Genomic DNA, 22,538 nt, shown 5'->3' on the forward strand with positions numbered 1-22,538 from the left:
GGAATGAGAAAGATGACAGCATCATTTTCACATCAGCCTGAAGGGTACGAATGTCCATTTTGTCGTATTTGGGGTATCGAGCGACCTGATCAGGGAACTAAACAAATGGATATCATCTATCAGAATGAAAAGGTAACGGCATTTATAGCAGGCAAATGGTGGCCAAACAATAAAGGACATGTTCTTATTATTCCGAATCAACATTTCGAAAACATCTTTGAACTCCCTGCGGATTACGCTGTTGAAATTCACCGCGCGGCTCAGCTTACAGCATTTGCAATGAAAAGTACATATGGATGTGATGGGATTTCGACACGGCAACATAATGAACCTGCTGGCAATCAAGACGTGTGGCATTACCATCAGCATGTTTACCCTAGATACGTGAATGATCAACTGTATCTGTCAAATGGTTCTCAGTCCGATCCAGATGAACGCGCTTTCTATGCGGATCAGTTGCGATCTTGGATAAAGGAAAATATCTAAAGTCTAGCAGGCTGCTCATTTTTTGTTGAGTTATCGGCAGATAAGGGGGTTTGAATTTGATATTCATGATAGAATGAGTTTGAATGGGGCAAATTAAATAGTAGATTTCTTGTTATAGGGGGAAACTAATGGAGACCTTTGCAGAATTTATAGCACGCATCGATAACCCGGAACACCAGGCACGAACGGAAGAAGTCTTGAACTGGATTACTGAAAAATTCCCGAAATTAAAACAAAAAATAGCCTGGAACCAACCGATGTTTACCGACCATGATACCTTTATCATTGGTTTTAGTGTATCCAAGCAACACTTGGCTGTTGCTCCCGAGAAGGCAGGAATTAATCGTTTTTCGGAAGAGATCACTCAGGCGGGGTATGATCATACCAAAGAGTTGGTGCGGATGAAGTGGAAACAGGAGATTGATTATTCATTACTTGAGCGAATGATTGAGTTCAATATAGCGGATAAGGCAGAATGTTCAACATTTTGGCGTAAATAAATCGCGATATAAAAAGAAGACCCCAACTTCCGGATACGGAAAGAGGAGGTCTTCTATATTTTAAACAAAAGCGATTATTGAGCACCTACAACAGGGTGAGGTACATAGGGCTCTTCAAGGAACGTAACATCTTCTGAGGTCAACTTAACGGAAAGAGCGCCTACCGCATCTTCCAAATGCGATATTTTGGTGGCACCGATAATTGGAGCCGCTACAGTGTCTTTTTGTAGCAACCACGCAAGTGCAATGTGTGTGCGAGGGACACCGTATTTTTCTGCAATGGATGCAACTCGTTCAACAACAAGTCGATCTGCATCACTGGTCGCATTGTACTTGGATTTCTGAATTTGGTCTGTCTCGGATCGAAGCGTGGATACGGACCAGTCACGGGTTAATCTGCCTGAAGCAAGAGGACTGTAGGGAGTTACACCAATCTTTTCTTCCTTGCATAAAGGCAACATTTCACGTTCCTCTTCACGGTAGATGAGGTTCAAGTGGTTTTGCATGGAGACAAACTTGGTCCAACCGTGTTTCTCTGCTACATGTAATGCTTTTTGGAACTGCCATGCAAACATGGCTGAAGCGCCAATATATCTCACTTTACCCGACTTCACCACATCATGTAAGGCTTCCATGGTTTCTTCAATAGGCGTATTGTAGTCCCAACGATGAATGATATAGAGATCCACATAATCGGTTTCCAATCGTTTAAGGCTTTTATCAATCTCACTCAGGATGGCTTTTCTGGAAAGGCCAGAACCGTTGGGTCCTTTATGCATTTGTCCGTGTACTTTGGTAGCAATGACAACCTCATCCCGATTTGCATAATCTTTTAACGCCCGACCAAGATACTCCTCGCTTGTACCCAGAGAATATATATTCGCTGTATCAAAGAAATTAATGCCTAGATCCAACGCTTTTTTGATCACGGGGCGAGAATTTTCTTCATTCAATACCCATTCATGAACCCATTTACTGGCATCCCCAAATCCCATACATCCCAGGCAAAATCGAGATACGTCCAAGCCTGTGTTACCAAGTTTCGTATATTCCATGTTATGTTCAAATCCTTTCTAATGTTTATTATTGCCACCTGTATGGTGATCTATTTACACATTATTATGTCATAACAAATGTAACAACCTGTACCACATTTCTATCAAACTTTTGCCTAATCCTATCAGAATCCAATCCTAGAATCTGTTAGATAGAGGACATAAAAAAAGATGCCCCCAGTGTAGCTCGAGGGACATCTATTTAATATAAATTATTTTTCAACTCAGACAGAACAGAAAAAAGCATTGAACGTGAAAAAAAGCCATGATATAATCTATAGCGCAATTGACATTTCTATTGAATATAAAGGGTGAATCATTATTTCTCCTAATTTAATTTTACATCCGACATTCCGATTTGTCAATGCTCTTTTTTTGGTCCTAATAAATGGAAAAGGGAGTGGACTTATTCATGGATAAAACAAACGATTGGAAGTTGGAAGAGGAAAGATTAGTACAGGTGAGGAACAAGCTTCAGGCAAGACTCGACGAGTTAGAACCGAAGGTTGCCGGACTGCATGAACAGGCTGCCGAAATTCGTAAACGGTTCTGGGAAGAAGTGACGATCAATACGAGTTCGTACAGTGATTTTGAAGATGCATTCTATACCATTAATCAGCAGTCCAGAGTGTTGGCCGAGAGGGAGCGCGGGCACAAGCTGTTAACACAACAATGGAAAAATACAAAGAGACTGCTTCCAACGCCGTATTTTGGCCGTTTCGACTATAAGGAAAAAGGCATGACATTGACTGAACAGATCTACATCGGCGTATCATCCTTCATGGATGAAGATGGATTGAACTTTCTAATCTATGACTGGCGTACGCCAATTGCGAGTCTGTACTATGATCACTCTCCCGGGCCAGCAAGTTATGACACACCTTCAGGACGAATTGAAGGAAAGATGGAGCTCAAGCGTCAATTTCAGATTCAACATGGGCAGCTTCATAGCATGTTTGATTCAACTGAGACGATTGGTGACGAATTGTTGCAGCAAGTGCTCGCCAAGGGTGCAGACTCACAAATGAAGAGCATTGTAGCAACGATCCAGAAGGAACAAAACGCCATTATTCGTGATGACCGAAGCCGAATGCTTATCGTTCAAGGGGCAGCTGGCAGTGGCAAGACGTCCGCTGCGTTACAGCGAGTGGCCTACTTACTATACAAACATCGCCAGACCGTCAAAGCAGATCAGATTGTACTTTTCTCCCCGAATCCGATGTTTACCAGTTATACTTCCACCGTGCTCCCGGAACTTGGCGAAGAAAATATGCAGCAGACGACTTTCCAGGAATATCTGAATTATTGGCTGGATTCCTCCTTACGACCAGAGGATGCCTTTGATCAGATTGAATATGTGCTGACAGCCCAAGAAGATCCGGGATATGAAGCTCGACTGGAGGCGATTAAGTACAAAGCTTCCGAGACATTCCTGCAAGTGCTCCAAAACTACGGTAAGTGGCTGGGGCGGGAGGGCATGCGGTTCAACGGCATTCAATTTCGGGGACGTGAATTCATCACTTCAGATCGAATCAAGACCCAATTTTACAGTTTGGATCAAAATCTTACCTTGTCCAACCGCATACTTCTTTTGCAGGAATGGCTGCTGAGAGAACTTGTTTCGCTGGAACGTCTGGAACGGGAAGCAGACTGGGTTCTGGAGGAGTTGAATTATCTGGACACAGAAGAGTACGTGGAAGCTTTCCGCATGTTGCACAAAGAAAAGCCTGTGTTTGATGTGGCGGAAAAATACGCAGCACGAGATAACGGGAATAACAGTGCAATGCAAGATGAGGGTGCCTTTAACTTTGCTGTGCAGGAAGAGGAGTTGCTTCGTCAGAAACTGGTGAAAGACATGTTTAAACCTTTAAGGAAGAGTGTGCGGAAATTCCAGTTCGTGGATGTGAAAGGCATATACGAACAACTATTTGTAGATGAAGCCGCTTATCGAGAACAAATGAATGGGGCAATCCCCCCGCAGCACTGGCCTGAGATCTGTAAACAGACCAAAGAAATGATTTTTCAGAACAAGCTGTTCCATGAGGATGCTACTCCGTATTTATATGTAAAAGAGATGATCGAAGGCGTCCGAACAAACACGGAGATTCGTTATGTCTTCGTGGATGAAGGCCAGGATTATTCGGCGTTTCAATATGAATATCTTAAAAAGCTGTTTCCTCGTGCCCGCATGACGGTGCTGGGGGATTTCGGGCAAGCGATCTTTATGCAGGCTACGGATTTGGCAGCATCCAACTCGCCACTGGTTCACCTTTACGGAAAAGGCGAAACTACATTGATACGCCTTGTACGTAGTTATCGTTCAACCAAAGAGATTGTTGAATTCACGAGACAGATGTTACCAGGGGGAGAAGAGATAAGACCGTTTGAAAGGGGAGATCAGAAGCCTCTTTTAACAAAATTGAAGGACAAAAATCTGCGTGGTACACAGATTCTCGCAGACATCGCCGCGCTTAAGGCGGAGGGGTTTGATTCCATCGCTGTGATTACGAAAACCGCGGCTGAAAGTCGTGATGCCTATGCAAGGTTGCAAAGTCAAGGCGGCGAAGGGATACAACTCATAACAAAGGATACACAGATTTTTGAAAAAGGAATCATGGTTATTCCTGTGTATCTCGCCAAAGGCGTTGAGTTCGATGCTGTCCTGATCTATGATGCTTCACCCGTCGCTTACAGCCAGGAATATGATCGCAAGCTTCTGTATACGGCATGCACACGGGCCATGCACCGACTTCATCTATATACAGTGAGTGACTGGTCACCATTTGTGCAGGCGTTACCTGCGAATCTGTATGACATAAAATCATAATCCTTATGTAAATCCGTTCTCAATGAAGGACCAAAGAAAGATGCTCGGAGCCTTATTTCAAAGGTTATCGGGCATCTTCTTTTTATAAAGACATGAATCATAAAAGTTATTCTTTACTGATCGTTCCCGATGTGATAAATTGTTATTGGGAGTTATGAGAATGATCATTCCCATAACAGCTCAAAAATAAATACATTCTCAATGAGAGGGAGTAATAATAAATGAATATTTCCAAACAAGTTGCTATTGTAAGTGGGGCTAATCGAGGGTTGGGCAAGGAACTTGCTCTTGAACTGTTGGCGAGGGGAACCAAAGTGTATGCTGGCGCACGAAACCCTGAATCAATTGATCTGCCGGGGGCAATTCCACTGCAACTCGATATTACTGATTCACAATCTGTCATGGCTGCAGCTGAGGTAGCCAGTGATGTAACCCTTCTAATCAATAATGCTGGTTCCGCTACGGGTGCTTCTCTGCTCACGGGTGAGCTGAACGATATTCACTTGGAATTCAATACACATGTATTCGGTACGCTCTCAATGATTCGTGCGTTTGCACCGGTGATAGAGAAGAATGGGGGCGGTTCGATATTGAATATCCTGTCCGCTCTATCTTGGCTCAGCCTTGGTAACTCAGGTGCATATTCAGCTGCAAAATCCGCTCAGTGGGGAATAACGAATGCATTACGTCTGGAATTAGCCCCTAAGAACGTTAGTGTTGCCGGATTGCACGTAGCGTTCATGGATACGGATATGACGGCAGGTATCGACGCACCAAAAACGAGCCCAACGGATATTGCCAAAATTGCAATAGATTCCATCGAAGCGGATCTCTACGAGATTATTGCTGATGATACCAGTCGGAATGTACAACAGGGTCTTGCTGGTGGTGTGGCTGCCCTTTACCCGCAATTGTTTCAAAAATAAAGAGGCGTAGATGCATTTTCTCGTTATAAATAAAACAACCCCCACCAGATATGGTGGGGGTTGAGTACGTCATGAATACTCCAATTCTATTCCCTCAAGAACGGTGAGAATATAAGGTTTAGCCTTTAACTGCACCGGCTGTGAGGCCGCTGACAATATATTTTTGCCCAAATAGATACAGAATGAATACAGGCAACGAAGTGAGCACGAGATTGGCAAAGATCAGGTTCCAGTCCCGGCTATATTTGCCGTAGAAATTGTAGATCGACAGTGGCATCGTCCATGTGGAACTGTCTGTCAGGAAGTATACCGGAATCGTGATGTCATTCCAGACGGACATGAACACCATGATGGCTACCGTTGCGTTAACGGGCAGAATGAGCGGTGTGACGATGCGGAAGAACACCCCGAACACACTTGCTCCTTCCAGAAATGCCACTTCGTCCAGTGCTCGTGGAATGGTTTTGATGAATCCACTATACAAGAATACACTGAAGGCTGTATTTAACGCGGCGTAGATTAGGATAACACTTGTGATGCTGCCGTAGAATCCCAATCCCTGTACAACACGTATGGTCGTAATAATCGACATTGGCGCAATCAATCCCATGAAGAAATACATGTAGATCGTGCCGGATAGTTTGGTTTCCCGACGTGCCAGAATGAATGCCGCTGCCGAAGAAGCAACGATATTAATGATGGAAGATACGCCAGTAATCAAAATGCTGTTGAAGAACGCTCGCGACAGTCCGCCTTCCTGGAAGACACGAACATAGTTCGAGAACTGCCATGTTTCCGGAAAACTCAAGGAGAAGCTAAGTACTTCAGCACTGGTTTTGAATGAACCAAAGATCAGAATGACAAGCGGCAACAGAACGATAAGAGAGGCCAGAATCAGGAAACCTTCCACGATATAGTTGCGGATGGCGAGTTTGCGTGTATAGCCCATGTTATTCCGTAACCTCCTTACGCCGCATGAAGATCAATAGCGGTATAGCGATAATGGTAACGACCACGAACAGAAGTGTGTTGACCGCGGTACCGAGTCCCCAGTTGCCTTCGCCGAAAGATCGCAGAATGATCGTACCTACGACCTGGGAAGCGTTACCTGGGCCACCACCGGTCATGACGTACACTTCTGAGAATACTTTGAGTCCACCGATTAATGTCAACATCAAGTTAATGTTAATCGCGGGCAGCAAGAGTGGGAGTGTGATTTTGAAAAAACTTCTCCACGAACTTGCGCCATCAATCTTGGCGGCTTCGTAATATTCTTGAGAAATGGACTGCAGACCAGCCAGATAGATAGCCATCTGGAACCCGGCACTCTGCCAGATCGAGACGATGGCAATTGTCCAGATAACAATCGATGGGTTGGTAAGCCAAGCTTGGCTTAATGAATGTAACCCTACAGATTCCAACAAATTGTTGATTGTACCTTCGGTACGCAACATGGGAGTGAACAGAATACTGATCACAAGGATGCTGAGAATGGAAGGGGAGTAGAAGATCGCACGCAGCAGGTTCTTTGTTCTTAATCGCATGTTAAGTCCTACAGCCAGCAACAAACCGATGACATTTTTGCCAACAACGGTGACGATTGCAAATATCGCCGTGTTTTTCAGCGCCAGAATAAGCGTTTTGTCCGAGAAAATTTTCTGGAAATTATCCCATCCGATGAACTTCAGCTCCAGCCGATCCAGCCGCCAATCCGTGAATGAATAATAGAAAGCGGCGAGAGCAGGCACAACAAAAAAGATGGAGTAGATAATCAGTGCGGGAAATATCATATAATACGAGTACAGATTTTTAGTCCTTTTCATGTCTCACACTCCGTTATAACTAGGCAGCATAACGGTCGATCCTGTTATGCTGCCTTATATTTCACTCTTTAGAAACCTTCTACACCTTTATCCTGCATCAGCTGACTGAACTTCTCATCCCAGGATTTCAGTACTTCTTCCGGTGACAATCCACCTGCAAATTGATCCTGCAACAATCGGTACAGTTCGCTGCGATCAACCAGCATGTATGCATCCGTTGTCAGCACGGTTTTCTTCGGCGTAATATAGTTGTCTACAATATCCTGCTTGTAAGCCGGCAATTCTGGTGTGGTGACGTCACTGAAATTGGATACGTATCCTTTGGAATCGACGATCTGTTGTGCGACATCCTTGGAAGCAATATAGTCCAGGAACTGTTTGGCTTCATCCAAATGTTTGGATTTTTTCGGAATGAACAGTTGCCCGCCCAGTGGACTTGCACCCAGACTGGCATTATCCGACGATGGAATCGGGAATACGCCAAGTTCCATATTTGGATCTTGCTCGGCAACGCCTTCAATTAACCAATCGCCCATAAACATCATGGCAACTTCCTTGTTCAGGAATTTACCTACGGCCATGTCATAGCTGTCGCTAAGCACATCCGTGTTGGTGTAACCTTTGGTGTAAATCTCATATTGTTGTTCCAGGAATGTTTTGAATTCCGGGATATCAGACCATTTTTTCTTATTACTGTTCAGCTCATCAAAAAAAGTCGGTTCATTTTTGGCTACAAAATCGGCAAAAGCTGCAGCAGGCCAGATGTTGGCAGCCCAGGCATCTTTGTAAGGCATGAAGACAGGCGTAATGCCACTTGCTTTGATTTTTTCACAGATCGCCAGAAATTCTTCGTAGTTGGTTGGAATCGACAATCCGAGTTCTTCAAAGATTTGTTTGTTATAAACGACCCCTTGCATCCCCGTATCTTGGCTGACATGGAAGCTGTAGAGATGACCGCCAGAAGAGAGGACGTCTTTGTTCACAATTCTGCTCGCCCAAGGCTCGTTATCCAGAATCTCGAAGTTACGTTCAAGGTTCAGGTCTGTGACTGCGCTCGCCAGATTGTACTGAATAATGTCAGGCGTTTCATCTACAGCCAGTTTGGTTTGCAGTACCGTTGTTGTTTGTTCCGCTGGAATCAGCTGCAAATTGACACGAATGTTCGTTTGTTTTTCGAATGCATCGAGAATATCCTGCTGGATGAAAGCAGAGTCCTGAGAACTTTTAGAGATGGCCAGCTCCAATGTAACTTTGCCACTCTTGCTGTCCCCGCCAGCAGCTGTGCCGGAATCCGTACCTCCTGATCCACATGCCGTTAATGAGACCGATAATAAACTGGCCAGAATAATAGAAATCGCCTTTTTTCTTTTTATTGTTTTCAATGCAAATCCCCCTCTAAAACGTTTAGTGAATCCGTTTACAAGTCCGATTATAGATTCTTTTCTCGCCCCGGTACATGTCTGTGCTTGAACGTTGATGTGTAAAATCCTGAACTTGAAATCGCTATCATTTCATGAAGTACCGTGATAGAGTAGACATGAATGTAAGGGATTTCACATCATGTCAGAACAGGAGGGCATCTCTGAGAATGGCAAAGCTCATACATAAAGCAACTCAATTCAGTTTGCAGACAAAGGTGTTTTTGACATTTCTGGCTCTGCTTTTGTTCGTGCTGGGCTGTTTTATCGTTTATGTGAATGTGATCGTTGTCCGCCCGCTCAAACTGAAAACAGAGCAGGATACGCTCGTTACAGCTACAAAGGTAAGAGAGCAAGTTGATCTCTACGTAGAACAACAGAACCAGATGTCACAGCGAATATTATCCAGCAAAAATATATTTGCAGCCATGGACAAGAGCTCCTCAGCGCATAGTAATTATGAAAGGCTGAAGCAGATTCGGATCATCAAAGACATCATGTTTCAGGCCATCGGGCCGAGTATGAATATCAAGGACATGTCCATCTACGACAATCACGGGGTTCTCCTGACATCATATCTGGGTTCGGACAATCCTCCCGCAATCCTGAACACCATGATGGAGAGTAGTCAGATCGGACGAGATTGGACGGAAAGTGGTTTTGTTCTGCTGCGTCAAGACGATACGATCTCCTTTGTGCGCACGATTAATGATCAGAACGGCAAGGTGTACGGTTATCTTAGCATTCAGATGGAACAGGCCTATATACAGAACCTTACGGAAGGTATCACAGCAGGGGATGTCTATATTCTGAATGAACATGGGGAGCAGATGACAGGCACGGCAGACGGTGTGACATTTGCCAATTGGACGAAACCTTCATCAGACGAGGGACTAGATGTGGACAAAGACAATAATTATATCACACATTCCACTTCACCCAATACAGGTTGGATCACGTATATCATAACGCCAAAAAAATCCGTTCTGGGCTCGATCCATTCGGTTCAGACGATGTCCATTCTGCTGATTACAGCACTGATGCTGGTTTCATTTGTGTATATCTTCCTGTCGACACGTAACCTGCTGTTACCCATCCGCAAGCTGCGCGGTCAGATCTGGCGCATGAACTACAGCAATATGAATCTGAAAGTGGATGAAACGCCCAAGAATAACGATCTCTTATTGCTGAATGAAGCCTTTCAGGATCTGATGGAGAGGCTGCAGCAATCGATTGACCGGGAAAAGTCGGCGCTTCATGAAGAAGTAAAGGCGCGTAATTCTGCGCTGCAAGCCCAGATTGCACCTCATTTTATTCATAATGTTCTATACCTGATCAGTATTGCCGCCCAAGAGGGGAAGACCAAAGTTGTATCGGATATGTGCAAACATCTTTCGGACAGTCTGCGTTATATTGTCTCTTCACCATACGCGCATGTGACTTTGGCTGAGGAGCTCCAACATACAAGACATTATCTATCCCTTGTACAACAAAAGTACGAAGAGGATCTGGAGTGGGATATCCATGCAGACGAGCTGGCGAACGAAATCCGGTTGCCACGGTTGGTCATTCAGCCGTTTGTGGAAAACTGCATTGAACATGCCTTTGCCAACACCGCGCCGCCTTGGCGTATCCAGATTACCGTGAAGCAATATAACGGATTATGGGCTTTGGAGATCAAAGATAATGGAGAGGGCTTTCCACCTGATAAGATCCAGGAGATTTTAGCCAATATTCAGGCATCGGGTTCCGGAATGAACCAGACTGCCAATCGTGCCACAGCCCTTGGTAACATGGGGATTATCAATAGTGTCAATCGACTCAAACTAATGTATAACAACCGGCTCTTTATTAATATATTTAACAATCATGCGGAAGAGCAACATGGAGCAACAATTCAAATCATCGGCTCACTGACAAAGGATTTTTACTAACTAGGAGGCATAGGCGATGTATAACGTTATGATCGTTGAGGATAGCAAACCGATATTACGTAATATTAAAATGCTCTTGGAAACGCTCAACTTCCCGATTCGTGTAGCGGCTACGGCAACGAATGGAGAGGAAGCCTTGGCAGCGATAAAGCAGTCACCGATTGATCTGCTGTTGACAGATATTCGAATGCCAAAAATGGATGGCCTGTCCCTGATTGAGCAAGCCAAAATTGCCAATCCGGATCTGAAGGTCATCTTGATTAGCGGTTACAGCGATTTTGAATACACAAGAAAAGCATTGAACCTGCAAGTGTTTGACTATTTGTTAAAACCTGTCGAGCGAGAGGCGCTTGAAGAAGTCATGGGTCGGGTAATTGACCAACTTGATCAACAGATGTCCAAGGAACTGCTGGATTTGCAGGAAATCATTCATCCCCAATGTGAGACTACGCCGAAACAGGGGGAGGAGTTTCCGCCTTTATTCAGCCAGATGATGATCATTATGAGCAAGCAGCCTTTTACCGCAGGGCATGAACGATGGGTGGAGGTGGAACTTGAGGGTATAGTGCAGGATTTTTTTGCATTCCATGCTTGTCGTGTGTACACCAGTCAAACCCCATATCAATTTGTTGCTTTTGTTAACAAGAGTGCACTTGAGGTGTACTCTTCCGTACATGAATGTCTTGAATCGTTGCGACGGCATTTGGTTGCGCATGACATCGATGCGATCATTGGAGGACAACTTCTATTCGCTGAGTCTGGTAATCTGCCGGAGCTCTATCACCGCATGTCGTCCATTTTGTCTGAGCAGCAACGGTTGAAACAAGGAATAGTGTTGGATACCGGGAATCCGGTGTCGATGGCCAGATCTGAGACAGGCTGTCTGGATCCGGTGCAGGAGTCTGCTTTTGTACAGATGATACAGGCTCGGCAGAAAGAACGATTTGCTCTTAAATTATCCGAATTGCTGAATCGATGGGCAGAGGAAAATGTACATATGACCGAGGTGGAGCGGTTTATCGGATTGATTGTAGACACGTTTGCACATCTATACCAGGAACAGGGCTCGGGCATGAGATTGGGGCTGGAGCTTCGGTCAAGACAATTCGCTCAGGCACAGTCCTATGCCGATTTTTGCCGGGAACTGACGGAATGGACGGGACAGTGCTTTGATATGCTGCAATCCCACGTTCGAAAAAGCAAGGCGATCCTGTTCGAACAGATTGACGATTACGTAAAACTAAATAAATACTCTCAATTGTCAATCAACGACATTGCCATGAAGTTTCACGTTAGCCCGTCGTACGTCAGCAGAGTGATCAAAAATGCAACGCAAATTACGTTTGTTCAGTATTACACCCAGCTTCGCATTCAGGAAGCCTGCAGACTGATGGAAAGTCAACCGGACATGAAGTTTAAGGAGGTTTCCGATTTGCTGTCGTTTAGCGATCAGCACTATTTCTCGAAGGTGTTCAAAGAGTATACGGGGCTAAGTCCTACGGATTATAAACAACAGATGTCTGGTATAAAGACCCAATCATAGTTAACAAACCCTTTTTACTTATGCTATAATACTAAACAAATACGGCTTGTTACTGAATTCATTCAGGCAATACCTATGTATATACATGCTCAAAGTTTCTTTGGGTGTGCATATATATGGGTTTTTTTGCGTTTACTGGCCGATTGATTCTACCAAAAATGAATAAAGAGAGGAAGATTGAAATTGAAAAAGGAAAAGAAAAAAAGGTCATTTTATAAGAGAGGAGGAGCCGGTTTACGATTAATGAGCACTAGACTCATTGCAGCTTTCCTCGCGGTACTTATTATTCCTACTTCACTTATCGGTTATTTCTCATATTATAGTGCTAAAGATCAGGTACAACAAAAAATGACAGATCCCATCAATACCATATTAACGATGACCGGACAACATATTAACAATCTGGTAGGGGAAAAAGCAGAATTATTGAGTTACATAGACAGCATGTATGGCTCCGATCCCAGTCAGGCGAACAACGAAGCACTACAAGTAGGAATCGACCAGTTAGCTGATACATATCCTGATATTCTTGCCATTACCGTAAGCAACGACCAAGGCAGTGTTATATCTTCTCCAGCAGTAGAGGATGCAACATTTGATCCACGCAGCACAGAATGGTACACCAATGGTATAAGTAACAATGGATCACTCTATTTTTCGAGTATTATGAAAGATCCGGTATCCGCGAAGATTTATGTAGAGATTTCAAAGGCTCTTTCAGAGGCTCAAGGTGTAGCAAGTATTAAACTTGATCTGGAGCGATTAGCAAATGAAATATCGAATGTGGATGTAGGAGGCAATGGGAGTCTGATTGTGGTTGACTCTAATCGAACCATCGCGGCTTGGTCTGGTGCCATTGTAAAAGGTGGGGGAGGAGAGCTCGGCGGAGCACTCATCGAGGGAATTCCAGTCCATCCAAATACGGCTTCAAGTTCCGATGAACCGATGGCATTTTCCCAATTTGTCAGAACGGATCTGGCGTATGATCTGGAGGTATATAACGGTGTTAATGCTTTGACGGGTTGGAATGTCATTGCTTTGATGGGCCATGAAGATTTTATCGCCGCAGCGAAACCCATCATGGTGTCGAGTCTAACGGTCATTGCTGTATCTGTATTGATTGCCGGTGTAATTATTTTCTTCATTCTGAGATCTTTTATTGCACCTATGCAAAAACTGCGAAAGGCCACCCGCAGTGTAAGCGAAGGGAATCTGTCGGAACGAGTGAATCTTAAAACCGAAAACGAATTTGGTATTTTGGCAAATGATTTTGACCAAATGACCATCTCCCTTCAATCGGTGGTTGCTGAACTTCATCAGACGTCATCGTTGTTAAGCCACTCTTCCCAAATGATTCAGGAAAGTACAGAACAAACCACCCAATCGGTTCAACATGTGGCTGAAACGATGCACCAGACTGCTGAATCAGCTATCGTTGGGGCGGAAAATTCGGAACAAACCGCAAACGCCGTAGAAGAGATGGCGAGAGGCATCAGTACAATTGCAGAATCTGCGAGTGCGATTGTGGATTCGGCTGAAGAGACGGAGCGCGCTGTTGCTAATGGCGGAAAAACCATAAACCAGGTCGGAGAACAAATGGAACATATTCTCGGAGCTGTTGAAGAAACCTCGGCATTGATTAATGAGCTGTCCAGTCTATCCGCCGAAGCCAATCGAATGAATGAAGCGATTGCGGATATCTCTCGGCAAACCAACCTTCTATCACTGAATGCCTCTATTGAAGCATCAAGAGCAGGAGAACACGGAAAAGGTTTTGCTGTCGTTGCTGGTGAGGTGCGCACGTTATCCATGCAATCCAAACAAAGTGCGGATGACATTGGCGCTACCATTGGCAAAATGCTTGATCTGATTGCCAAATCCACATCTCTTATGAATGATAAAGTTCGTAATCAAGTCGGTGAAGGTATGCGGATCAGCCAAGAAGCTTCAGCAACCATATCGAACATTGAACAATATACAACGCATATCGTGGATCAAATTCAGGATATTTCCGCTGTCTCCGAACAGTTGTCGGCCAGTACGGAAGAAGTCTCGGCTACAGTTGCCGCGATGAGTCATATCTCTAAAGTGTCGGCTGATAGTGCTCAGACAACTTCAGCAGCAGCCCAAGAGCAAATGGCGGCGATGCAGGAGATATCCGCATCATCTGCACAGCTATCCAAAACAGCTGAGAATATGCAAGAACTGGTTCGTCGGTTTAAGCTCTAGAGTAGAAGTAAGTAAGTGTGTAAAGAGATATGTAAGAGATGTGCAAGGCCTAGAGGCGCTCCCCAAATGGAGCGCCTTTCTGCGCTTAGAGAGACTAGAGAGATTAGTAAGAATGTGAGGCCTCATCCCCGAACATATCCTTTTGATTCTTTTTTCGGAAATTTCGTGGTGATTCACCAACCGTTTTGGTAAATAAAATTGTAAAGTAATTGGGGTTGTCGTAACCAACCAGTTTGGCGATTTCCCATATTTTTTTGTTAGTTGAAACTAATAATCGGGTAGCTTCACCCATTCTTCGTTGAATCAGGTAATGATAAGGAGAAGTGCCATAGTGATTTTTGTACATATGAATTAAGTAATAGAAATCGATATGAAATTGATCTGCCAATTCTTTGAGTTTAATGTTTTGCCGATAGTGGGTATCCAAATAGTCTTTAATGCTCTCGGCAAGGTTGTTACTCCCAATAGTCTCCCCACTAGGAAGCTGTTGACGGGACTGCCGATCGATGATCAGAAGTATGGCTTTCAGGACATGCCCAGAGATAGACTCATAACCATGTTCCCGAATCGAAAATTCATTGAAGAGGGTCTGCATTAACGAATGGAGCTCATCGGAATATCGGTTTGCTCGAATGATCGGATTGTTAGAGGGAGGAATGACCCAATCCTCAAGGGTGTGGGTGCCTTCTGTAAAACGAAAGCCACAATAAAAAGTGGATAACGGGAATTCAGGATTGGACTTCTCCTCGTGAAGAGTACCCTTGTTATATATGAGCATGTCCCCTTTTTGAGCCCAGTGTTTGATGCCGTCAATGGTGAACAATCCTTTGCCTTCAGTTACGTAGATAATCTCATGCAGATCGTCATGTTTATGCGTCGGAAAACTCCAATGGGGATTGTCGGCCAGTTTTCCTACATAAATAATGGTACAATCTCGATTTGGATGTAGTTGGCCGAATTCGTGGTGTGTATTCATCTATGTCTTCCCTTCAGAATCTGTAATGAAAGTCTGTGTTGAAATGACAACATATATAATGTTTTGCAATAAAACCACAACAACCTTGATTGTCGGCATAGCGTATCTGACAGTACAATTTCACTATCCAAAATGTACTATATATCGAAAGTGAAGGGATGGGAAAGAAGAAAATACATGAATTAATGATTGTAAACAGAAATGAAGCGCTTGCAACAATAGAAAGGATTAGTGAGTATTGATTTATGACTAGAAATAGAGAGAACCTACTTATTTTCACGCTTACGCTCGTTAGCTTTGTACTGGGAACAACCGAGTATGTCATCGTGGGTGTGTTGAAGGAAATTGAAAGTTACATGAAAGTATCACTTGCTGCCGCGGGTATGCTTGTCTCCGGTTTTGCGATTGCATATGCAGTGGGTACACCATTTGCTGTGGCCCTCTTAGCCAAAATATCCAGAAGAAGTTCCATATTGATTGGATTTGCAATCGTGTTAGCACTAAATCTATTGACCGTGTTCTCAACAACGTTCTCTTCTCTGATGGCCATTCGCATCGTGTCGGCCGTTGCTTGTGGACTGACGATATCGCTTTCGATCTCGATTGTAAGCGACGCAGTGAACCGGGAGCGAAGAGGGGAAGCTATCGCCTGGATTTTGGGCGGATTTTCAATCGCAAATGTGCTAGGTGTTCCGCTGGGTACTTTTATCGGACAACATCTGAGCTGGTCCATGACATTCGTTGTTACGGCATGCATAGGTGTTGTGCCGCTGGTGTTCATGTTCCGTATTCTGCCACGCCAAACAACAACGATTGCAGGTTCGTTCAGTGATCAGATGTCTCTCTTTGTGAAGCCACGGATATTGCTGGCATGTCTGATCCCTGTACTGGGAAACAGCTGTATTTTCGTCGTTTTTACGTACATTACGCCACTCCTGAGTGAGACGATGGGTGTGCCAGTACAATGGATTAGTGCCATACTCCTGATCTATGGAGCCTGCAGTATCCTGAGTAACTGGATTGGTGCCAAAATAGCCAAGGGTGACTTCCTGCCCAAGCTCAAGCGACTTTTCGTAATTCAAGCCATCATCTTCCTAGGGCTGAGTTTTACCGTTACCAATCTGTGGATCGGCTTGGCTTTTCTGTTCCTGATTGGATGTCTGTCATCCTCCATGAGCGCGGCATCCCAGTTATATTTGTTTGATGTGTCAGGAGCGATCGCGCCGGGGTCCAAAGCATTTGCATCTACACTGTTGCCTGTGGCGGCCAATGTGGGTATAGCGTTAGGATCCGGCGTCGGGGGAATTGCCGTCAATATGGGTGGTGTCCAGTGGGTGCCTCCAGTTGCTGTGATGCTTGCCTTGCTGGCTTTTGTCGTTACCCTGATATGCCAACGTTCCATCCAAGTGAATTCAGACGAAACAACCACTGTAAAAGCAGCCTAGATGAGATGATGTTTAAACTAAACGGATGAATGCATATATATGGGATTGGAACTACAAACAAAGTCGCTGTTATGCGGCTTTGTTTGTTTTTTTTAGTTTTCCAGCATTCCGGATGAAACGGGTTCGTAGATGATAGAGGTAGGATAATGCAATAATTCAGTGAATTTATATATGAAGAGATCTGATAAAATGAATGAAAAGCTGGGGGGTAAAGCTATGAAAAAGCCCATGATCGGTGTACTGCCTTTATATGATACTGACAAAAAAAGTTACTGGATGCTTCCAGAATATATGAACGCGATAGAAGGAGCAGGTGGGATTCCAATTATGCTGCCTTTGACAACGGATACCGAGATCATAGCAACGCTGGCTAATGAGTTCGATGGGTTCCTGTTCACCGGGGGACATGATCTCAATCCTGAGCTGTATCATGAGCATGCAGAGGTTACCTGTGGAGAGTTGTGTATTGAGCGCGATATGATGGAGTCGATATTATTACAAAAGGTAATTGAGCTTGATAAGCCTGCCTTTGGCATATGCCGTGGACTACAGCTATTTAACGTTATGTTGGGTGGAACGTTGTATCAAGACATTCCGACTAGTTTTCAACTTCATGGGAACAAGTTCGTTAATCATAAGCAAAGTCCGCCGTATACGAATCTTGTACATAATGTACATATTGAGAAAAATAATATCCTATACGATATTTTGCTAACAGATACGATAAAAGTGAACAGTTATCACCATCAGGGAATCAAAATGTTGTCGGATAAGTTAACTGCCGTGGCAGTCGCTGAAGATGGACTCGTAGAATCCGTGGTCATGCCAAACCGTTCATTTGTTTTGGCAGTGCAGTGGCATCCAGAGTACAGCTACAAAGTAGATGACTATAGTCAAACGTTATTTGCGGCGTTTGTTAATGCTTCTAAATCCCCGTCCTATACTATCCATATTGAAGACATAACCGCATAAAATGTGAAAAAGAAAAAAGACCTCCTGTTTATAAAAACAGAGGAGGTCTTTGTATTGGTGAATGTAGTCGTGATATTAATCGTGGTATCACCATTCTATTGGTAGGATTATTTTAATCCAGACTTCGTGTTGGCATGCTCTTCAGCATTCAGGGAAGCAATCAGCTTCTCGCCTTCAACATCCAGGTTTGGCAGAATGCGATCCAGCCATTTTGGAAGTGCCCAAGCTTTGTCTCCAAAAATAGCCATGATGGCAGGGACCAATCCCATTCGGATAATGAAAGCATCAATCAGAATGCCTACAGCCAAAGTGAAACCAATCTGCTTGATCATGACATCATCGGTGAAGATAAAGCCTGCAAATACAGAGACCATAATCACTGCTGCGGCAACAACCACGCGACTTACCTGATTGTATCCATGAACAACGGATTCGGTCCCGCGATGACCATGCACATAGGATTCCCGCATGGAGCTAACAAGGAAGACTTGATAGTCCATCGCCAGGCCATACAGGATACCTGTCACGATGATCGGCATAAAGCTCAGCAGCGGGCCGCCTGTATCGAAACCAAAGAGCGAATGCAGCCAGCCCCATTGGAATACAGCAGTTGTGATCCCGAATGTAGCCAGGATACTAAGCAGGAAACCAATCGTTGCTTTGATGGGAACGATGATCGAACGGAAAACGAGTAACAGGATGATCAGCGAGAGCAAGATTATGATACCTACATAAATAGGGAACACCTGCGCCAGTTTGGCTGACATATCGATGTTTACAGCTGTAAGTCCAGTAACTCCAAGTTTCACATCATAGGTCTGTGCGATGCTGGAATCAGCCGCGCGTAGATCAGTGACCAGTGTTTTAGTGAGATTATCGTTAGGACCCGTTTTTGGAATGAGACTGAAAATAGCTAAATCTTCTGTCATACCAAGCGGTGTGACTTGTGCAACGTTATTCTGTCCTTGGAGTTCCATCACCAGACCGCCCAAGAGTTCCGGTGTAACTTTTGCGGATGATTGATTAGGCTCTGCGACCAGAATAAGTGGCCCGTTAAATCCTTCTCCGAAGCCTTCGGAGATGGCATCATAGCTTTGTCTTGCTGTTGTATCCAGATTCGCTGAGGAAGCGCCAGGGATACCCATTTCCATTTTGGTAATCGGCGTCGCGGCAAAACCAAGAATGACGATGATGGCGATAATGGTAGCCCAACGATTTTTGATAACGAATTTCACCCATCTGTCCGCGACTCCGCGGCTAGTGGATTTAGGATGTTTCGTGCTTTTCTCACGAGCTTTGGCGGAACAGATGCGTTCTCCTACCAATCCGAGTAAAGCTGGCAACAGGGTTAAAGCAACGAATACGTTGATGAGTACGGTGGCAGCTGCGACCAAAGCCATCGTAGACAAGAATGTGAGACCGATGACAAGCATACCGCACAGTGCAATAATGACGGTTAATCCGGCAAAAAATACTGCGCTGCCCGATGTGCCAATGGCTCTTGCTGTTGCTTCTTTTGCACTCAAGCCCTGATCAATAATCATTCGACGTTGACGATTGACAATGAAGAGAGCGTAATCGATTCCGACAGCCAATCCAACCATGAGAGCTAGGACGGAAGTGACACTAGGCATTTCGATGAATTTGGAGATGGAGAACGCACCACCAACTCCAATGGCAACACCGAGGAGTGCAGTGATCAGAGGTAGACCTGCTGCAACAACGGAGCCAAGGGTGATCAGCAATACAATGACAGCAATGACCAGTCCGACAATCTCTGCCGAGCCGACTCCAATCGATACCGTTTTGAGCGTTTCGCCCGGCAGCACCTTAATATTGGTTCCTTGCTCTACCGTCATAACAGATTGAATAACGGAATCAAATACATCCTGTGTTATGGCAGACTGCTCAATTGTAAATTGGAACTGGAACAGTGCAATGCTGCCGTCCGAAGAGATCAGCATTCCAGGTACAGGAACACCATCCACCATCAAAGGTCCATAGGGAGGAGGCGTGGTTGTTGCGGATTGCGCCGTATCAGTAGCCTGAGCATTCTGAGCCATTTCCGCCTGAGCACCCGAATTACCTGCTTCAGCTGCATAGTCCGCAGGGTTAATGACTTTGTCTAATCCGTAAACTTCATTAACACCTTTCATCATGGCCGCCAAACGTTCAGGCGTATCCAAACGCTCGTTGTCTGGAGCTTTGAACACAACACTTCCTTGACCGCCGGAGGCGGCTGGCAGTTCTTTTGCCAATTGATCCAAAACCTTCTGTGACTCTGTGCCTTCAATCTTCATTTCAGAACTGATGTGAATACCATTGATGCTGATCATGGAGATGACAATTCCCAGAATTAAAACCCAGCCAATGATGAAGTAGGCAGGTTTGCTAAAAGCGGTTTTCCCCACTCTGTATAATAATGTAGACATTTCTCTATTTTACACTCCCTCTATGATGAATGTGGATGGTTGGCATGTTCGAATCCTGCCCGTAAATGATTAAACGTGGTTTCCAAAAATTGATCGAAGGTTAAAGCGCCGGGCTTGGTATCTTCAGTAATGACTTGTCCGGGCAGCAACACATTGAGTCTTCCATCAATTAATGGCAGTATCGATCCATATAGTGCGTTAATCAGAAGATAAGTATAGATCTCGTCATATTTCCCGTTAGATAAGTCTAATAAGGTATCTTGTGCCTGCGTCTGCATCCGGTGCATGGCTCCAAGGTAATGCGGTTCAAGCACAGGATAAGTCTGGGATAGTGAGAGCAGCTGATGAAGCCTTCCAATTAGTTCTGTTGTAAGCTGCATCTTGATCAGGTTATACAGTACGTCAAGCAAGGAGACGTTGTCGGGCATTTCGGTAAGTAACTCTTCGAGTTCCGTTGTATTCTGAACGGATATTGCACCTCTTGCTACGGCTTCCTCTTTACATGTGAAGTAGTTTGCAAATGTTCTACGTGAACAACCCACCTGATGCACGATATCTTCGACCGTAAAGCCATCAAGCCCATGTTCAAGGGTAAGTTCAAATGCAGCACCAGCAAGTGCTTTTTCAGTGGCTTCTTTCTTCAAATGTCGCAAGTTTCTTTTAATCATTATTCTCCGCTTATGCGTTCACCTCCAACACCAATGACTATGGTTTAATTCTTTTTAAGAAGAGCACACTTACTGAATATGCACTTTGTGAGGTTTATCATAACAACAAGTTGCCCATTGTGCAAATTTACTCATTGTGCAATTATTTTATATGACGGCTATAGTGCGAATCAATGCTTCAACTCCTGAGGAATGAATGTTAAAATCAATAGAAAAACTTGGGGCGATAACGAGACATGAGTAGTCGTAAACAAAGTTTATTGGAAACAGCACTTGCACTATTTTTAGAGCATAGCTATGCAAATACAACAATCCAGATGATCCTGGATCAATCAGGTGTATCCAAAGGCACATTCTACAAATTCTTCAGTTCCAAAGAAGACTGTTTATATTCGATTATTGATCAGCGCATGCAAGAGGATGTTTTCATTCGCAAAGAACTTGAACAAAATCACTATACATCGGATTATGATCTGCTCGTAGACCAGATTGCGATTCCTATGTCTGTACCTAATAAAGAGCGAGTATGGGAATTATATTGGACGGGCTTTTATTCTGGGGAGATCAACTCAGCCAAACTGGCTACAGTTCACCTAAAATGGCTGTCCACACGCTTGATTCAGGTGTACGGAAACGATATTAGCTTATATGCCAACGAAGGGGCAATATTGTGCTATGGCATATTACATCAGATTGCCAACACATCAAGAAGTCTAAATACGCAAAAACCGGTATGGAGCGAAGTGGTTCCAAAAGTACTAACGTACATTGAAGTGATCCTAAGAACAATGCACCAGAGAAATGAACATATTTTCGACTTTCAGTCTCTCTATTTCCTGAATGCCGATGAGCGTAACCATGATATGGGTCTGGACATCGATAATGTATTGATCGAATTTGATGAGTTCAACAACCGTGTTCAAAAATCCAAGGAATCTGCAGCATTGAAGCAACTTTCGAAGGGGCTTTTAGCGTTATTACAGGATCAAGAGGATTTAAATATTCCTGTAATCGAAGTGGTACTTCAAGCGTTTCACAAAGAGTACAAGTCCAGTGCGTTTCAATCGGAAGCCAATAGAGTGACCGAAGCCTGTTGGTGGTATTTGGAACTGGTGAAACAACGTAATTAATATGGGGGTTGGCTAATAGCCGACCTCTTTTTTATACTTTTTATGCTTGTAATTATCAATATTATACTAATCGTATATAAATGAAATATTGTTATAACAGTTGTTTACTGCCGTTAAATTTATGATATTTGAAAATAAATAGACGAGTAGTATATAATCGAAATGAACATATAT

General features: G+C 44.1%; 17 protein-coding genes. 10 read left to right on the plus strand and 7 right to left on the minus strand.

Annotated elements, in window-relative coordinates; genetic code table 11:
* Positions 1-12 precede the first annotated feature (12 nt).
* Positions 13-486, plus strand: coding sequence for an HIT domain-containing protein (locus NZ043_RS23810; protein ID WP_339309390.1), 474 nt, complete (start codon positions 13-15; stop codon positions 484-486).
* A gap of 128 nt (positions 487-614) precedes the next feature.
* Positions 615-986, plus strand: coding sequence for an iron chaperone (locus tag NZ043_RS23815; protein ID WP_339309391.1), 372 nt, complete (start codon positions 615-617; stop codon positions 984-986).
* 74 nt (positions 987-1,060) lie between these two features.
* On the opposite strand, the gene NZ043_RS23820 is transcribed toward NZ043_RS23815, so the two are convergent.
* On the minus strand, positions 1,061-2,041 hold the full coding sequence (locus NZ043_RS23820; protein WP_339309392.1) for an aldo/keto reductase: 981 nt from the start codon (positions 2,039-2,041) through the stop codon (positions 1,061-1,063).
* A 412-nt stretch (positions 2,042-2,453) separates the two neighbouring features.
* Between NZ043_RS23820 and helD the strand changes: the two genes are divergently transcribed.
* Complete coding sequence (gene helD / locus NZ043_RS23825; RefSeq protein WP_339309393.1) at positions 2,454-4,868, plus strand: RNA polymerase recycling motor HelD; 2,415 nt, start codon at positions 2,454-2,456, stop codon at positions 4,866-4,868.
* A gap of 221 nt (positions 4,869-5,089) precedes the next feature.
* Entirely contained in the window at positions 5,090-5,794 is a 705-nt protein-coding gene (locus NZ043_RS23830; RefSeq protein WP_036670878.1) for an SDR family oxidoreductase, read from the plus strand.
* A 118-nt stretch (positions 5,795-5,912) separates the two neighbouring features.
* Here the strand turns inward: NZ043_RS23830 and NZ043_RS23835 are convergent, their stop codons facing one another.
* From NZ043_RS23835 to NZ043_RS23845, 3 genes are all read right to left on the minus strand, one after another.
* Positions 5,913-6,743 carry a carbohydrate ABC transporter permease gene (locus NZ043_RS23835; RefSeq protein WP_017688542.1) on the minus strand — a complete coding sequence of 277 codons (831 nt, stop codon included), beginning with the start codon at positions 6,741-6,743 and terminating at the stop codon, positions 5,913-5,915.
* 1 nt (position 6,744) lies between these two features.
* Positions 6,745-7,617, minus strand: coding sequence for a sugar ABC transporter permease (locus tag NZ043_RS23840; RefSeq protein ID WP_036670879.1), 873 nt, complete (start codon positions 7,615-7,617; stop codon positions 6,745-6,747).
* 68 nt (positions 7,618-7,685) lie between these two features.
* Entirely contained in the window at positions 7,686-8,999 is a 1,314-nt protein-coding gene (locus NZ043_RS23845; protein ID WP_289392504.1) for an ABC transporter substrate-binding protein, read from the minus strand.
* A gap of 206 nt (positions 9,000-9,205) precedes the next feature.
* Between NZ043_RS23845 and NZ043_RS23850 the strand changes: the two genes are divergently transcribed.
* The 3 genes from NZ043_RS23850 (at position 9,206) to NZ043_RS23860 (ending at position 14,741) form a co-directional block, all read left to right on the plus strand.
* Positions 9,206-10,969, plus strand: coding sequence for a histidine kinase (locus NZ043_RS23850; RefSeq protein ID WP_339309394.1), 1,764 nt, complete (start codon positions 9,206-9,208; stop codon positions 10,967-10,969).
* Between the two features lie 16 nt (positions 10,970-10,985).
* Positions 10,986-12,512, plus strand: coding sequence for a response regulator (locus NZ043_RS23855; RefSeq protein WP_339309395.1), 1,527 nt, complete (start codon positions 10,986-10,988; stop codon positions 12,510-12,512).
* A gap of 243 nt (positions 12,513-12,755) precedes the next feature.
* Positions 12,756-14,741 (plus strand): methyl-accepting chemotaxis protein, encoded by a 1,986-nt coding sequence (locus NZ043_RS23860; protein ID WP_339309396.1) that lies wholly within the window; start codon positions 12,756-12,758, stop codon positions 14,739-14,741.
* A gap of 103 nt (positions 14,742-14,844) precedes the next feature.
* Here the strand turns inward: NZ043_RS23860 and NZ043_RS23865 are convergent, their stop codons facing one another.
* Positions 14,845-15,717: an AraC family transcriptional regulator gene (locus NZ043_RS23865; protein WP_339309397.1), complete on the minus strand. Its 873-nt coding sequence runs from the start codon at positions 15,715-15,717 to the stop codon at positions 14,845-14,847.
* A 245-nt stretch (positions 15,718-15,962) separates the two neighbouring features.
* Between NZ043_RS23865 and NZ043_RS23870 the strand changes: the two genes are divergently transcribed.
* Entirely contained in the window at positions 15,963-17,162 is a 1,200-nt protein-coding gene (locus NZ043_RS23870; RefSeq protein WP_339309398.1) for an MFS transporter, read from the plus strand.
* 216 nt (positions 17,163-17,378) lie between these two features.
* A complete protein-coding gene (locus tag NZ043_RS23875; RefSeq protein WP_339309399.1) occupies positions 17,379-18,134 on the plus strand; it encodes a gamma-glutamyl-gamma-aminobutyrate hydrolase family protein in 756 nt (251 codons plus the stop codon).
* Positions 18,135-18,241: 107 nt separating this feature from the next.
* Here NZ043_RS23875 and NZ043_RS23880 read toward each other — a convergent pair whose 3' ends face one another.
* Both NZ043_RS23880 and NZ043_RS23885 read right to left on the minus strand, forming a co-directional pair.
* On the minus strand, positions 18,242-20,566 hold the full coding sequence (locus tag NZ043_RS23880) for an MMPL family transporter (RefSeq protein WP_339309400.1): 2,325 nt from the start codon (positions 20,564-20,566) through the stop codon (positions 18,242-18,244).
* A 20-nt stretch (positions 20,567-20,586) separates the two neighbouring features.
* Complete coding sequence (locus NZ043_RS23885) at positions 20,587-21,234, minus strand: TetR/AcrR family transcriptional regulator (protein WP_091030612.1); 648 nt, start codon at positions 21,232-21,234, stop codon at positions 20,587-20,589.
* Between the two features lie 236 nt (positions 21,235-21,470).
* Between NZ043_RS23885 and NZ043_RS23890 the strand changes: the two genes are divergently transcribed.
* Positions 21,471-22,364 (plus strand): TetR/AcrR family transcriptional regulator, encoded by an 894-nt coding sequence (locus NZ043_RS23890; RefSeq protein ID WP_091030609.1) that lies wholly within the window; start codon positions 21,471-21,473, stop codon positions 22,362-22,364.
* Positions 22,365-22,538: the final 174 nt, after the last annotated feature.

Origin of the sequence: Paenibacillus sp. FSL k6-2145 (assembly GCF_037976585.1) — a bacterium.
Lineage (GTDB): Bacteria > Bacillota > Bacilli > Paenibacillales > Paenibacillaceae > Paenibacillus.